Here is a 15,109-nt window from a genome sequence, read left to right on the forward strand (position 1 = left end):
TGAATGGCAGGGCGGCGTTGTCTTTCATGGATTATTCCGGTTGAACATGAACCTTGGGGGAAAGATCAACAAGTGTTTGTGCTGAGGGGGGTGTGGCACCAGCGGCCAGGCAGGCGCCAGCGCCAGCGGCCACAGCTGCGCGCAAATGCACATCCCAGCCCGCATGGGGCGCGTGCATGGCACTGCTGAGAAGTCCGGCCAGGCTGCAGTCGCCCGCGCCTATGGTGTCGACGACGGTAATGCTGGGCGGGGTTGCGCGCAAAGCCCGGCTTCCTGCATACAACACAGCGCCTTGCGCACCCAGCGTGTAGAGGAAGGTTGCCGAAGGCCGCATGGCGCGCAATTGCAGAAGGCCCGCTTGCGCATCGTGCGTGCGAAACAGTCCGCACACGTCCTCCTCGGAAACTTTGACCAGGTCGGCAATGGCAACCATGCGCGACAGGATGGGGTCGTAGTTGCGATCCATCACCTTGCGAAAGTTCGGGTCGTAGCTGATTTTCACGCCACGTGCGCTGAGGCGTTCAGCCAGTGCCACCAGGCGTTCGGCCAGTGGCTGGCGGGTCAGGCTGATGCCACCGAAATGCGCCCAGCGCACGGCTTCTTCCCAGCTTTGCGGCAAAGCGGCCTCATCGAAGTGCAGGTCGGCACTGTCATCGCCGACAAAGAAGTAAGCCGGTGGCTGCGTTTGGTGCACGATGGCCAGTAGCGGTGATTTGGCAACGCGCTGCAGGAATCGCAAGTCAAGGCCGGCTTGGGTGCTGGCATGCCACAAAGTGTCGCCAAAACAATCGGTGCTGATGGCGCCGCCGAATGCGCTGGCAATGCCAAAGCGGGCCATGACCTGTGCCGCATTCCACGGTGCGCCGCCGGGCACACTCTTCCATGTGTTCGAACCTGTGCGCAGCATGTCGGTAAGAGCTTCACCGAAGGCTACAAAGTGGGGCAGGGCGCGGTCGCTGTTCATTGCGTGTGAACCGTAAAGGAACCCATGGCACGCAAGACATCGCAACACGCGCCAATGGTGTGGTAGTCGACCTTGCCCGCCGGACTCTTTTCACGCGTGTGGTTCAGGTTGGCTGGGTCCAGGATGCGGAACCAGGCGCCATGCTGGTGGTCTACAAAATGCTGCCAGCAGTAGGCCCAGATGGTGTCGTACCGAACCCAATACTTTGCGTCGTGGGTACGCATGGCCAGCAGTGCCGCTGCGGCCAGTGATTCGGCTTGGACCCAGTGGTATTTATCGGCATCGCAAATCCCGCCGTCGGGCCCGAATCCATAGTGCAGTCCGCCATGTTCGGCATCCCAGGCCTTGTCGATACCGGCGTCAAAGAGGGCTATCGCACGCGGCAGATGCCAGTCTGCGGGGGCATGCGCGTCCAGCTGCAGCAGCAGTTTAGCCCACTCGGTCAGATGGCCGCTCTGGTAGCCCCAGGGCCTGAAGATATTGGACTTGTCGTGCAGGTTGTAGTCCCAGTCCACCGACCAGTCTTGGTGGTAGTGCTCCCAGACCAGGCCATTGGCGAGAGCAGCCTGGCGGCAGGTGATGTTGTACGCCAAGCACTCGGCACGTTCGATGTAGCGCGACTCGCCGGTCGCGGCGTACGCGGCAATCATGGCTTCGCAGGCATGCATGTTGGCGTTCTGGCCACGGTAGGGCGCCAGTGTCCAGTCCTGCGTTGCCTCATCGGCGTAGAGGCCTGCAGCGGGCTCCCAGAAGTGCGTGCCGGCCAAATCAAACGTCTCGGCCAGCCAGCCACGCGCCGCTTCAATGCCACAGGTACTTGCATGGGCGTAAGCCAGCATCACAAAGGCCATGCCGTAGCAATGCCGCGTGCCATCTAGCACCGTTGCCCGGCCTTCGTGCCAGTCGATCATCCATGCGTATCCACCGGTGTGCGGATCGTGAAAGGCGTTACGCAGGAAATCTACCGCATGCCGCACGCTGCTTTGGTAGTGCGCCGCACCGGTGAGCTGGTACAGCATGGAATGCGTGATGACAAAGCGCGTGGCGTTGACCAGGTGGCGCGTGCGCTTGTCGTACACCGTGCCGTCGTCCAGGTAATAGTGGTACATGCCGCCACTGGCGTCATGGGCCCTGGGGGTATAAAAGTCCATGATCCAGCGGGCATGCTGACGCAGGAAGGCGGCCGAGCGGAAGTCAGGTGGTGCGGGAACCGTCACAGTGGAATTCTCCCGCAAGCGGCGCTCAGATGCGCACGCCGGTGCCCGCGTCGAACCAGCTGACATGGTCTGCCGCCACGCCCAGACCGATACGGTCACCGGCCTTGACCCGGGTCTGGGCCGACACCCGTACCGTGACGTCACCTGCGCTGGTCTTGACGACCATGTAGGTGTCTGCCCCCGTAGGTTCGACCACGCTGACCTCGCCACGCCAGGGTGCATCGTCCACCAGCGACAGGTGTTCGGGCCGCACGCCCAGCAGCACATTGCCGGCCTGCGGTGCGGACATCGGCATTTGCGCGGACGCGATTTGGAAACCTTTGTCGCTCTCTGTGGTGCCGTTGTGGCCGGGAATCAGGTTCATCGTTGGCGAACCAATGAAAGTGGCCACATAGGTGTTGGCCGGGCGGTTGTAGATTTCGTCTGGCGTGCCCAGTTGTTGCAGCACGCCACCCTTCATGACAGCAATGCGCGAGCCCAGCGTCATGGCCTCGATCTGATCGTGCGTCACGTACACGCTGGTGATGCCGCTCAATTGGTGCAGGCGCTTGATCTCGGCGCGCATCTCCACGCGCAGCTTGGCGTCCAGGTTGCTCAAGGGTTCGTCAAACAAGAAGATCTGCGGTTGGCGCGCCAGCGCGCGGCCCATGGCAACCCGCTGGCGTTGCCCGCCGGAGAGCTGTGCGGGCCTGCGGTCCAGCAGCGGCTCGATCTGCAGCATGGCCGCCACCTCGCGGATGCGCTGGTCGCGCTGCGCCTTGGGCACCTTGCGCATTTCCAGCGCGAAGCCGATGTTGTCGTAGACGCTCATCGTGGGGTACAGCGCATAGCTCTGGAACACCATTGCAATATCGCGCTGGGCTGGCGCTACGCCAACCACATCTTTGCCGCCAATGCGCACTTGGCCCTCGGTCGGGTCTTCCAACCCAGCGATGATGCTGAGCAGCGTGGATTTGCCGCAGCCGCTGGGGCCGACCAGTATCAAAAACTCGCCGGGCTGTACATCGATATCGATGCGTTGCAGCACTTCAATCGCCTTGTTGCCGTTGCCAAACGCCTTGCGTACGCCAGAAATTTGTAGAGAAGCTGCCATGTCTGTGTTGTTGTGATGCGATGAAAATGAAGGGGGATGGAGGGCTTAGCCCTTCACAGCGCCGGCTGTGAGTCCCTTGACGAAGTACTGGCCGGCCAGGATGTAGACCAGCATCGTGGGCAGGCCGGCAATCAGTGCAGCGGCCATGTCCACGTTGTAGCTTTTGACACTGCTGGTGGTGTTGGCCATGTTGTTCAGACCTACCGTGATGGGCTTACTGTCGGCACCGCTAAAGGCCACGCCGAACAGGAAGTCATTCCAGATATTGGTGAACTGCCAAATCAATGTGACCATCAGGATGGGAATGGACAAGGGCACCACAATGCGAAAGAAGATGCGCCAGAAGCCCGCACCGTCTATGCGCGCGGCGTTGACCAGCTCCTTGGGGATGGCTGTGTAGTAGTTGCGAAAAAACAGGGTTGTGCCGGCCAGGCCTGCAATGCAGTGCACCAGCACCAAGCCTGTCAGCGAACTGGACAGGCCCAGGTAACCGAGTACCTGGCTCATCGGCAGCAGCACCACCTGGAAGGGCATGAATACGCCAAACAGCATGAAGCCAAACAGCAGTTCACTGCCCCTGAACCTCCACATGCTCAGCACGTAGCCGTTGATCGCGCCCCAGGCGGTTGAGATCAGCACGGCGGGCACAGCAATGGCGACCGAGTTCATGAAGTACGGCTGCAAGCCACGGCAGTCCACACCGGTGCAGGCTGTCGACCAGGCCGACAGCCAGGACTCGACATTCAAGCCATGTGGCAGGCTCAACAGGTTGCCGGTGCGAATCTGCTCGGCGTCTTTGAACGATGTGGCCAGCATCACATACAGCGGGGCCAGAAAGAAGCACGCGGCCAGCAGCAAGGTGCCGTAGATCAGAACGCGTGGCAGGTGTTTGGCAATCATGGGAGGGTTTTCCAGAAGCTGATCAGCGGTCATGCGGCTTGGCACGCAACTCGCTGTAGAGGTAGGGGACGACAATCGCAGCTACTGTGGCCAGCATCATGGTGGCGCTGGCAGCCCCGAGGCCAATTTGCCCGCGGGTAAAGCTCATCACATACATGAAGGTTGCAGGCACATCGGTCGCGTAGCCGGGGCCACCCGATGTAAGCGCCATCACCAGGTCAAAGCTCTTGATGGACAGGTGCGACAGCACCAGCACAGTCGAGAACACCACAGGCCGCAGGATGGGCAGAATGATGCGCCAGTAGATCCGGGGCAGCGATGCGCCGTCGATCTGCGCGGCCTTGATGATGCTGTCGTCAATGCCACGCAAGCCTGCCAGCGACAGCGCCATCGCAAATCCGGCCGATTGCCAGATGCCTGCGATGACGACGCAGTAAATGGCGGTGTCGGATTGCACCAGCCAATCAAAATGGAAACTGCTCCAGCCCAGGTCGTGCATAAGTTTTTCCAAGCCCAGGCTTGGGTTCAAAATCCATTTCCATGCAGTGCCGGTCACGATGAAGGACAGGGCCATGGGGTACAGATACACCGTACGCAGCACGCCTTCAAAGCGCACTTTTTGATCGAGAAAGATGGCCATGCCCATGCCCAGTGCCATGGAGCCGCCGACATACATGGCGCTGAACAGGCCCAGGTTCTTGAGGGCCACATACCAGCGGTCCGAGGCCCACAGCTTGGCGTACTGGTCCAGTCCGACAAAGGCGTCGTAATTGGGCAGCATGTTGGAGCCGGTCACCGACAGCACCGCATTCCAAATCATGAAGCCGTAGATGAATGCGAAGCCGATCACGAAGCCGGGTGCAATCACCAATTTGGGCAAAATATTTTCAAAAGTTTTCATGAAAAAAACGGCGGTCGCGAGACCGCCGTGTAAACGCCTAACCCCCGAGAAAAATTAAGAAATTACCACCAGATTTCGTACTGCACACCCGCAACTGTGCGCGATGTCTTGCCACCGGCGCCAAAGCTGCTGGCGTTGGCCGCGGCGGCTGCATCGTTCCAGTTTGCCATGGTCACATACAAGCGCAACTCTGGACGGCTGTAGAAGTTGGGGCCAACCGACAGCGTTGGTGCAATCGTCAGCTTGTCCAGACGTTGGTCTGGGCCATTGCCCGTGCGGGTGGTGGTTGCAGCGTCGACCAAAAGCTTGAAGTTCTTGGAGAACGCGTAGGAGATACGGCCACCGATGGAGGTGTCCTTGGTCTCGATACCGGTTTTCTCATCCTTGTTGGTTTGGTAAGACAGCACGGTTTGGCCACCCAAGGCACCCAATTGCCAGCTCAAGGAATCTGCAATGCGTGTAACCTTTTTGCCAGCCGACACGCCGTCGATACCCTCGAACTCACCGTCGATACGTGCATGACCGCTGGAGGTTTGCAGGAACAGTGCGTTGTTCAAACCTTGGGTCAAGAAGTCGGACTGGTTGTGCACCAGAGAGATACCCGCACCGGTGCTGGAGTCGGCCAAGCCCGAACCGTTGACACCGGTCATCAAAACACGCAGTTTGCCGCCGGGGTTGGTGGCAATGTCCGAGATGTCGGCATTGAAGCGGGTGGCGTTGACGCCGGCCACGGCTGCGGTGTCAAACTTGTCGCCGGTGAAGACGCCCAAGCCCAGCTTGGCGCCACCCAACGGGATGTCCGTCACGCCAGCGCCCTGGTTATCGCCGTAGTTGAGCAGGATGTAGTCCAGGATGTGGATGTCTTGCAGACGCAGGCGGCGCTGGCCAACCCAGAACTTTGCTTCGGGCGCAAAGCTCAGTCCGCTGATTTCAACGAAAGCCTGCTCGGTGCCCACATTGCCGCTGTTCCATTTGGCAGGCATGTACTGCACCTTGTAATTGGCGCCTTCGGTCTTGAAAGTCTTGATCAGGTCGATTTCAATGCCGTTGTCGCCTTCGTTGCCCAGGCGGTAGCCTTGCATGTCGCCGCCGAGCTGGAATCTGCCCTTGATGCCGTCCGACGTGCTGAACACGGGGCCACCGCGCGAGTAGCCGTGGAATTCAAATGTGCCGTCGTCAGCTTGTGCGCCGGTGGCGCAGAGTGCAGCGGCCACTGCAATGGCGCTGATGGAAAAAGTATGTTTCATGATGGGATGTTGTTAAATTTTGGAAAAAAGTGTCCCCGGAGGACGGCTTGCGCCGTCCTCGGACCTGCCTTGCGGATGGGGTTGGGCTACTTGGTAGCGGCTGCGGCGATCAGGCGTTTTTGCCCTTCGGCGACGGAGATCTTGTCGTCGTTCCAGAACTGGCTGACCACGTCCTTGATCGCGCCTTCGACTGCTGGTTTGATGGCCATGCCGTGTGCCACGGAGGGCTGCAGGCTGCCAGTCTTGGCGGTGTCAACAAAGTCTTTGCTGGAAAGCTTGGCGCAGTCGTCAAACTTGTCGAGCTTCATGTTCAGGCGCACGGGGATGGAGCCCTTGTTCAGATTGAACACTTCTTGAAACTCGGGGCCCATGATGGCGGCAGCCAGGTCGCCCTGGGCCTTTTGCGAATCTGTCGACTTGAGCTTGAACATGGCAAACGAATCGACGTTGAAGGTGTAGGCGTTGGCCGTGCCCGGTGCAGCTGCACACAGGAAGTCTTTGCCCGGCACCTTGCCAGCCGCCAGGAACTCGCCCTTGGCCCAGTCACCCATGAACTGGAAGCCGGCTTCGCCTTTCATGACCATGGCGGTTGCCAGGTTCCAGTCGCGGCCGGGGGAGGCAGCGTCGGTGTATCCCTTGATCTTGCGGAAAGTTTCTAGCGTCTTGGTCATCGTGTCGCTGGAGAGGGCCTTGGGGTCCAGGGACACCAGCGCCTCGTGGTAAAACTTGACGCCACCGATACCCAGCGCAACGGACTCAAAGGTCGTGAAGTCTTGCCAGTTCTGGCCACCGTGGGCCACGGCGATCAGGCCAGCCTTCTTGATCTTGTCGGCGGCTGCGAAAAACTCGTCGTACGTCTTGGGCATGCCAGCCACGCCTGCTTTCTTCAGCACTTCGGGGTTGGCCCAGACGAAGTTGACGCGGTGCACGTTGACCGGCGCGGCCACGTAATTGCCCTTGTACTTCATGCCATCGGCTACGATCTTGGGCAGCAGGCTGTCCCATTTTTCTGCTTTGGCGACAGCGTCCAGATTGGCCAGAACGCCTTCAGATGCCCACTCCTGGATGGCGGGGCCTTTGATCTGTGCGGCAGCGGGTGGGTTGCCCGACACGACTCGACTCTTCAGCAGGGTCGCAGCGTTGTCACCGCCGCCGCCAGCCACTGCAAAATCTTTCCACACATGGCCCTTGGCCTGCATGATCTTCTTTAGCTCAGCGACCGACTTGGCCTCGCCACCGGAGGTCCAGTAGTGCAGCACTTCGACTTCGCCAGCGTGCACCGCAGCGGCTGCCGCCATGGCCAACACGGCCATCGACAGGCCCGTCAGGCGCATACGTGAAACTTTCAACATGTCGTCTCCTTGTGTGCTCATCTGGCGTCTAGGCCACGAGCGGGGTTGAATTCGAAGAACACCGTTGTTCTTGAATTAATTAATTGTTAATTAATATTTAATGCACCAACATAGGACTAACCCTAGGCCGTGCAAAACCGCCACAGTTTGGGTTGGCGCATGGCGGAAAAAAATCAATCAACCCGCGCGCCGGACGCCTTGACCACCTGCGCCCACTTGGTGTGTTCGCTGTCAATCAGCGCCGCAAACTGCGCGGGCGTGTTGCCGCTGGGTATTGCGCCCTGGGCCAACATCTTCTCGTTGATCGCCGGGCTGCTCAGCGCGCGGGCAACCTCTTGCTGGATGCGGCCGACAACTTCGGGTGGTGTGCCAGCCGGGGCCAACAGGCCAAACCAGCTGGTGGCCTCAAAGCCCTTGAGGCCGGCCGCTTCTTCGATGGTGGGTGCGTCGGGCAGGGCGGCTGAGCGTGTAGAACTGGTCAGGGCCAGGGCCTTGATCTTGCCGCTCTTGATGAGTTGCATGGCGGAGGGCAGGTTGTCAAACATCACGTCCACCTGGCCACCCACCAGGTCCAGCAACGCGGGGCCGGAGCCGCGGTAGGGAATGTGGGTCATGAAGGTGCCGGTCTGGCTTTTGAACAACTCGCCGGCCAGGTGGATGGACGTGCCATTGCCGCTGGAGGCCATGTTCAGTTTGCCGGGCCGGGCTTTGGCCAGCTTGATGAAATCACGCACGCTGTTGATGCCGTTGGCGCGGGCTAGCTCGGCGTTGACCACCATCACATTGGGCACGCTGGCCACCAGCGTCACGGGTGCAAAGTCCTTGATGGGGTCAAAGGGTAGCTTGGGGTACAGCGCGCGGTTGATGCCATGCGTGCCCACCGTGCCCATCAGCAATGTGTAGCCGTCTGCGGGAGATTTAGCGACCGCCTCGGCCCCCACATTGCCGCCGGCGCCAGCCTTGTTTTCCACAATGAATTGCTGGCCAAAGGCCTTGGACAGCTCAGGCGCCACGGCGCGCGCCAGGATGTCGGTGGTGCCGCCCGGTGCGAAGGGTACGACGATGCGCACTGGCTTGTTGGGCCAGGCAGTTTGTGCATGAGCCGCCATGCCATTCACACCCAGCATGGCGCAGGTGCTGGCCAATGCGGCGAGTTGTACAACGAGTCTCCGGTTCGAACGCATGGGGCCCACGGCTGTCTCCTGTAGAAATGGTGTTGGTGGTTCATCATAGCGAGGCAGCTCCCTGCGGTTGTCTGCACTTTGTGTGATCATGGCTGCATGAATCTTGATTGGATCAACCCCTACGCATCTGCCCGTTCGGCCGTCATGGGCCGCAATGTTGTCAGCACCTCACAACCCCTGGCGGCGCAGGCTGGCTTGCGCATGCTGCTTGCCGGGGGCAACGCGGTGGACGCGGCGCTCGCTGCGGCCATGGCCTTGACAGTAGTGGAGCCCACCGGTTGCGGGTTAGGCAGTGATGCCTTTGCCATCGTGTGGGACGGCAAGGAACTACATGGCCTCAATGCATCAGGCCGCGCGCCGTCAGCGTGGAGTGCTGACCGGTTCAAGGGCCAAGCGGTGATGCCGGACAAGGGTTGGGATACGGTGACCGTGCCCGGCGCGGTGTCGGCGTGGAGTGCGCTGTCGCGCCGCTTTGGCCGTCTGCCGTTTGCTGACCTGGCCGCGCCGGCCATCGCCTATGCGCGCCATGGCTTTGCGGTGTCGCCGACCATTGCGCGGCAATGGGCCTTGGGCGCGGCGCGCCTGGGTGACCAGCCGGGCTTTGCCGAATGCTTCATGCCGCAGGGCCGCGCGCCGCAGGCCAGCGAGTTGTTCCGTAGCGAAGCCCACGCCCGCACACTGGAGGCCATCGCCGACACCCACGGCGAGGCGTTCTACCTGGGGCCGTTGGCCCACGCCATGGCTGCGCACGCCAAAGCCTGCGGCGGCGCGATGACCGCAGATGATCTGGCCGCGCACGGCGTGGACTGGTGCGGCACGCTGGCACAACCTTTTGCCGCTTCAATGGTGCACGAGATACCTCCGAACGGTCAAGGTATTGCCGCGTTGATGGCGCTGGGCATGCTCAAAGCCCTGGGTATCGGCCGGCAGCCGGTGGACCATGTGGACACGGTGCACTGCGCGATAGAAGCCATGAAGCTCGCGTTGGCCGACTTGAACCACTACAACGCCGACCCCGCTTCCATGCGTGTGGCGCCCAGCGCATTGCTGGACCCCGCATACCTGGCCGAGCGCGCCACGTTGATTGACTTGCAGCGTGCCGGTGACCCCGGCTACGGCGCCCCCAAACCTGGCGGCACGGTGTATGTGGCTGCGGCCGATGCGTCGGGAATGATGGTGTCCTTCATCCAATCCAACTATATGGGCTTTGGCTCGGGCGTCGTCGTGCCCGGCACTGGCATCAGCCTGCAGAACCGGGGCAATGGCTTCTGTGTGGAGCCGGGCCACGCCAACGAAGTCGGGCCGGGCAAGCGGCCGTCGCACACCATCATCCCCGCATTCGCCATGCATGCAGACGGCACACCGCAGATGGCGTTTGGCGTCATGGGTGGCCCCATGCAATCGCAAGGCCATTTGCAGATGGCTTTGCGCGTATTGCTCTACGGCCAAAACCCGCAAGCCGCCGTCGATGCACCGCGTTGGCGGGTAACTGGCGGCCGCGGTGTGGCCGTAGAGCCCAACTTTGACCCCGATGTCGTGCGCGCACTTAAAGAGCGTGGCCACGCGGTGCAGACGGAAGGCGGGGCCGGCATGTTTGCGTTTGGGGGCGCACAGCTGATCCTGAAACACGGCGACACCTATATCGCCGGTTCGGACCCACGCAAGGACGGGCAGGCTGTGGCCTATTGATAGGTTGCCAAATCGGGCTGTAGCCCTCGTGCAGCGAGCGTAAGCAGCTATAAAAAGAGTAGCGTTTTTTCCGGCAGAAGGGCAGGTTTCTCCTAGCACAATTCGGGCGCGCAAAACGCAGCCAGCGCAAGGGTGCACAAAAACGAGGCACGGTCTGCACAGCCAATCCTGGCGCGGCTTTCCGGGCTTGTGAACACGCTTATCCACAACCTAGCCCACAGCGGGCAGGGGCAAGTTTATTTTGCGTGAAAGCGGTTTCGGCCGCGCTGGCACTAAACTTATCGGATGAGTAAACCTACGACAAAGAGCAGTGCCAAACCCGGCTCGACACGCGACCCTGGGACGGTGACCATTGAAATGGTGGCGCAGCTGGCGGGTGTGTCACCCAGCACCATCTCCCGCATCCTCAATGGCACGGCCGTTGTCAGCGAGGTCAAGCAGCAGGCCGTAAAGGATGCCATTGCCAAGCTGGGCTACGTACCCAACCCGGTGGCCCGCGGCCTGGCCGGCGGGCGTACCTACAGCATTGGCGTCATCACGCAAACCATCGACAGCCCGTTTTACGGCGCATCCTTGCGCGGCATTGAGGAAGAGCTGGATCCGGTGGGCTACAACCCACTGTTCGTCAGCGCGCACTGGGACGCTGCAGCCGAAGCGCGCTGCATCGACGTGCTGCGCTCGCGCCGCGTGGACGGCATCATTGTGTTGACGGGGCGGCTGACCGACCAGGCATTGAAGGCCTGCGCCAAGCACCTGCCGGTGGTGGTGACCGGCCGTACCTTGAAGGGCCCCGGTGTCTTTTCGCTGGATTTCGACAACTTCGCCGGTGGGCAAATGGCCACCGAGCACCTGATAGGGCTGGGGCACCGCCGCATTGCGCTGATCACCGGGGACCCCTTGCACCCCGACTCCAACGAGCGCACCCGGGGCTATCGGGCTGCATTGGACAAGGCCGGCATCGCCTACGACCCGGCGCTGGTGATTGTTGGCGACTATACGGAGAGCAGCGGCTTGCGCGCCGTAGAGCGGTTGACGGAAGGCGGGCAGTCGTTCACAGCCATCTTTGCCGCGAATGACCAGATGGCGTCGGGGGCGGTGCTGGGTTTGCACCGCAAGGGCGTGCGGGTGCCCGAGGATGTCTCCATCGTCGGATTTGATGATTTGCCCACATCGCGCTATGCGGTGCCACCGCTGAGCACGATCCACCAGTCGTCATACGAGCAGGGGCGCCTGTCGGCCCACGCCATGCTGCAGTTGCTGGCTGGCGCGCGCCCGACCGTCACGGTTCCGCTGCCCCGGCTGATTGCGCGTGAATCGACCGCGCGTTTGTCAGGCAAAAGCAACACAAAAACGGCTTTTTAGGGGCTGCTGGCCGAGGTATAGGGTTAGCCCCAAGTTGACACTTGAAAGCGATTTCAACGATCATGAAAGCGCTTTCAAGAATCAGTCCCAAAGTGAGGATACATAAAGGACTGACGATTTAGCTTCTGACCGTATCCGCTCGCTTCATCCATGAAAATCTGGAGACATTGAATGAATAAATCACCCTCGCCGCTGCGCATGCGCAACGGGCGCCCACTGTTTCGCCTGGGGACGCTTGCTGCGGCGTGCGCATTGCTCATGGCCGAGTCCGGCGGTGTCTATGCCCAGCAGGCCGCAGCTGCGTCGCCGGCCGCCACTGACACGGGAGCGCTGCAAACCGTGACGGTAACGGGCATTCGCGCCAGCTTGAATTCTGCGATGAACCTCAAGCGCGACGGTCAGGGCGTGGTCGACGGCATCAATGCTGAGGAGATCGGCAAATTTCCCGATACCAACCTTGCGGAGTCATTGCAGCGCATCAGCGGTGTGTCGATCGACCGCTCCATTGGTGAGGGTTCCAAGATCACGGTGCGCGGCGTCGGCCCTGACTTCAACATGGTGTTGCTGAACGGCCGCCAGATGCCTGCGTCCACGCTGCTGGACACCAATGCGTCCAGCTCGCGCGCCTTCGATTTTGCCAATCTGGCATCCGAAGCTATCTCGGGCATTGAGGTTTACAAGACCAGCCGCGCCGCCACACCGGCCGGTGGCATTGGTGCCACGGTCAACATCAAGACGGCGCGTCCGCTGGGCAGCCCCTCGGTGGCGAGCATCGGTTTCAAGGAGGTGCTCGATACCTCCAACAACAACCTGCCCAGCCATCTGCAGGGCAAGAATGCAACGCCTGAGATCTCTGGCATCTACAGCGAGACGTTTGCCGATGGCAAGTTTGGCATTGCTATCACCGGCAGCCACCAGGAGCGTAGCCTGGGCTACAACCAGGCCGGCGTGCCCAATGGTTGGCGCGCGATCAATGCAGGTAGCAATGACTGGGGCTCCGTTGCCCCGTCCCAAAGGCCGGGCTCCGATGTTCAGCTGTACTCCACCCCGCAGAATCCCAACTACTCGATGACTGGCGTGCAGCGCCAGCGTGACAACGGCCAGTTGACGCTGCAGTTCGCACCCAGCGCCGATATCAAGGCTACGGTGGACTACACCTATTCCCAGAACAAGTTGCAAAGCAAGCGCAATGATCTGGGTGTTTGGCAGAACTTTGGCGGCGACGTAACCAAAGCTACATGGTCGGCGGGCCCAGTTGCAGGCCCGCTGATCTACACCGAGGCCTATGCAAACCCCAGCGACATCGCGATGGGTGCGGCAGAGTTCGCTACCAAGAGCGAGAACAAATCGACAGGCTTCAATGTGGAGTGGAAAGTTTCCAACCGTCTGAAGCTGGAGTTCGATACCCACCGCTCGTCGGCAGAATCAGGCGCAGACAGCCCCTACGGCTCCAGCTCGGTCCTGGGGGGCGCGCAGTTCACCCGTACCGGCAACACCATCGATTTCAGCCGGGACTTTCCCGTCATCAGCATCACGGGCGGGGATGTGGACCCGTCCAAGATGCTGGTCACCGGCTCATCGTTCCGCAACAGCTACATGCTGTCCAAGGTTGACCAGACCCAGGTCAAGGGTGCATTCAAGATTGACGAGGATTCGGGCCTGAACTTTGGCCTTGCCAGCACACGGGTAGACAACCGCTCAGCCTACGCCAACGTAGACAACGGCGCCTGGGGTGGCCAAGGTACGCCGGCCAACTATGCTGACAGTTCATGGCGTCGCGACACCCTGCGCCAGTATTTCTCCAAGATCAGTGGTAGTGACAACCCAGCGCTGTTCAACCAGATACTTTTTGGTGACTTCGCGGCGCTCCGTCAGCAGGCTCTCACGCAGTCTGGCCATCCCGAGTGGTACAAGGCGCCAACCGAGTTCACAACGGACCGGCGCGTCACCGAGAAGTCCATGAGCGGCTTCGTGCAGTACAACCGTGACTTCGACACCGCACTTCCCATGCGCGCGGCCGTAGGTGTGCGTTACGAGAAGACGGACATCGTATCTTCGGCGCTGGTGCCCACGGCCACTGGCATCATCTGGGGTAGCAACAATGAGTACACCGTCACGTTTGGTGCGCCAGGCTTCACGACGTTGGAAGGCAGCTACAGCTACCTGCTGCCCAGTCTGGACTATGACGTCGACTTGTCGAAAGACCTCAAGTTCCGCGCCAGCTATGGCGAGACCATCGGGCGCCCTGGTTGGGGTGATATCCAGGGGGGCCAAACACTGGATGCGTTGGCGCGCGTAAACGGCGGAACCGGTAGCCAGGGCAATCCAGACCTGAAACCGTTGAAGTCGCGCAACATCGACCTGTCGCTGGAGTGGTATTACGGCAAGGGCAGCTTTGCATCGATCGGCTATTTCCGCAAATCCATCGAAAACTACATTGGCAATTCCCAAGCCGTGGCGACGCCGTTCAACCTTCGCACGCCGGCCAATGGCCTGTTCTGGAACGAAGCGGTCGCCAAAGGTTGTGCAGCAACGGATGTCACCTGCATCCGCAACTACATCTTCAAGAACAAGAACGGCCAGCAAGGCGTTGTGCGGGGACCGGATGACGCCAACGGCAATCAGACCGGCACCATCGCGGGGCAGGCTGGTGATCCGGTCGCAAACTTCCTGATCAACACGCCGTCCAACCAGAGGGCCGATACGCTGACCGGCTGGGAGCTGAACGTGCAGCATATGTTTGGCAACAGCGGGTTCGGCGTATCCAGCAACTACACCAAGGTGGGGTCTGGTCTGAAGTTCGACAACAGCCAGACGACTGAGCAGTTTGCGCTCTTGGGCGTCAGCGACTCTGCCAACCTGGTCGGCTTTTACGAGAACGAAAAATGGTCGGTGCGGGGAGCCTATAACTGGCGCGGTGAATTCTTGTCGGGACTCAACGACGGCTCCGGAGCCAACCCGTTGTACACCGAAGCCTATGGCCAGCTGGACCTGAATGTCTCCTATAAATGGGACAAACACCTGTCGCTGCAGTTTGAAGCCATCAACCTGAATGACGGTATCCAGCGCCTGCATGGACGCTCGCAGTCGCAAGTGAACTACGTGACCCAGACAGGGCCCCGTTACATGTTTGGACTGCGCTACAAGCTGTGATGATGAGCGGCCATTGCAGCAGCCGCTGCAATGGCCGCACAATGGGA

11 protein-coding genes are annotated in these 15,109 nt (G+C 60.8%); 3 read left to right on the forward strand and 8 right to left on the reverse strand.

The features are described from left to right. Window positions 1-31 precede the first annotated feature (31 nt). The 8 genes from AC097P_RS09780 to AC097P_RS09815 form a co-directional block, all read right to left on the reverse strand. Window positions 32-964 (reverse strand): carbohydrate kinase family protein, encoded by a 933-nt coding sequence (locus AC097P_RS09780; protein WP_479610202.1) that lies wholly within the window; start codon window positions 962-964, stop codon window positions 32-34. Next, window positions 961-2,181: an AGE family epimerase/isomerase gene (locus AC097P_RS09785; RefSeq protein WP_479610203.1), complete on the reverse strand. Its 1,221-nt coding sequence runs from the start codon at window positions 2,179-2,181 to the stop codon at window positions 961-963. Before AC097P_RS09785 ends, AC097P_RS09780 begins: the two co-directional genes overlap by 4 nt. A gap of 25 nt (window positions 2,182-2,206) precedes the next feature. Next, on the reverse strand, window positions 2,207-3,274 hold the full coding sequence (locus AC097P_RS09790) for an ABC transporter ATP-binding protein (RefSeq protein WP_479610204.1): 1,068 nt from the start codon (window positions 3,272-3,274) through the stop codon (window positions 2,207-2,209). 45 nt (window positions 3,275-3,319) lie between these two features. Further along, a complete protein-coding gene (locus AC097P_RS09795; RefSeq protein WP_479610205.1) occupies window positions 3,320-4,174 on the reverse strand; it encodes a carbohydrate ABC transporter permease in 855 nt (284 codons plus the stop codon). A 22-nt stretch (window positions 4,175-4,196) separates the two neighbouring features. Further along, entirely contained in the window at window positions 4,197-5,075 is an 879-nt protein-coding gene (locus AC097P_RS09800; RefSeq protein WP_479610206.1) for a carbohydrate ABC transporter permease, read from the reverse strand. 62 nt (window positions 5,076-5,137) lie between these two features. Then, window positions 5,138-6,322: a carbohydrate porin gene (locus tag AC097P_RS09805; RefSeq protein WP_479610207.1), complete on the reverse strand. Its 1,185-nt coding sequence runs from the start codon at window positions 6,320-6,322 to the stop codon at window positions 5,138-5,140. Window positions 6,323-6,408: 86 nt separating this feature from the next. Continuing rightward, on the reverse strand, window positions 6,409-7,674 hold the full coding sequence (locus AC097P_RS09810) for an ABC transporter substrate-binding protein (RefSeq protein WP_479610208.1): 1,266 nt from the start codon (window positions 7,672-7,674) through the stop codon (window positions 6,409-6,411). 173 nt (window positions 7,675-7,847) lie between these two features. Continuing rightward, window positions 7,848-8,858, reverse strand: a complete 1,011-nt coding sequence (locus AC097P_RS09815; RefSeq protein WP_479610435.1) for a Bug family tripartite tricarboxylate transporter substrate binding protein — start codon at window positions 8,856-8,858, stop codon at window positions 7,848-7,850. 96 nt (window positions 8,859-8,954) lie between these two features. Here AC097P_RS09815 and AC097P_RS09820 point away from each other — a divergent pair, with 96 nt between their 5' ends. From AC097P_RS09820 to AC097P_RS09830, 3 genes are all read left to right on the forward strand, one after another. Then, entirely contained in the window at window positions 8,955-10,547 is a 1,593-nt protein-coding gene (locus AC097P_RS09820; RefSeq protein WP_479610209.1) for a gamma-glutamyltransferase family protein, read from the forward strand. Between the two features lie 285 nt (window positions 10,548-10,832). Further along, window positions 10,833-11,909 carry a LacI family DNA-binding transcriptional regulator gene (locus AC097P_RS09825; protein ID WP_479610210.1) on the forward strand — a complete coding sequence of 359 codons (1,077 nt, stop codon included), beginning with the start codon at window positions 10,833-10,835 and terminating at the stop codon, window positions 11,907-11,909. A gap of 171 nt (window positions 11,910-12,080) precedes the next feature. Continuing rightward, window positions 12,081-15,062, forward strand: coding sequence for a TonB-dependent receptor (locus AC097P_RS09830; protein WP_479610211.1), 2,982 nt, complete (start codon window positions 12,081-12,083; stop codon window positions 15,060-15,062). The last annotated feature ends 47 nt before the right edge of the window (window positions 15,063-15,109 follow it).

This window comes from Rhodoferax sp. ZS1R8 (genome assembly GCF_056521325.1).

What these genes read in the sequence shown, in the direction of transcription:
- AC097P_RS09780 (WP_479610202.1), bottom strand. Translation starts at nt 964, where the DNA reads ATGAACAGCGACCGCGCCCTGCCCCACTTTGTAGCCTTCGGTGAAGCT.
- AC097P_RS09790 (WP_479610204.1), bottom strand. Translation starts at nt 3,274, where the DNA reads ATGGCAGCTTCTCTACAAATTTCTGGCGTACGCAAGGCGTTTGGCAAC.
- AC097P_RS09795 (WP_479610205.1), bottom strand. Translation starts at nt 4,174, where the DNA reads ATGATTGCCAAACACCTGCCACGCGTTCTGATCTACGGCACCTTGCTG.
- AC097P_RS09800 (WP_479610206.1), bottom strand. Translation starts at nt 5,075, where the DNA reads ATGAAAACTTTTGAAAATATTTTGCCCAAATTGGTGATTGCACCCGGC.
- AC097P_RS09805 (WP_479610207.1), bottom strand. Translation starts at nt 6,322, where the DNA reads ATGAAACATACTTTTTCCATCAGCGCCATTGCAGTGGCCGCTGCACTC.
- AC097P_RS09810 (WP_479610208.1), bottom strand. Translation starts at nt 7,674, where the DNA reads ATGTTGAAAGTTTCACGTATGCGCCTGACGGGCCTGTCGATGGCCGTG.
- AC097P_RS09815 (WP_479610435.1), bottom strand. Translation starts at nt 8,858, where the DNA reads ATGCGTTCGAACCGGAGACTCGTTGTACAACTCGCCGCATTGGCCAGC.
- AC097P_RS09820 (WP_479610209.1), top strand. Translation starts at nt 8,955, where the DNA reads ATGAATCTTGATTGGATCAACCCCTACGCATCTGCCCGTTCGGCCGTC.
- AC097P_RS09825 (WP_479610210.1), top strand. Translation starts at nt 10,833, where the DNA reads ATGAGTAAACCTACGACAAAGAGCAGTGCCAAACCCGGCTCGACACGC.
- AC097P_RS09830 (WP_479610211.1), top strand. Translation starts at nt 12,081, where the DNA reads ATGAATAAATCACCCTCGCCGCTGCGCATGCGCAACGGGCGCCCACTG.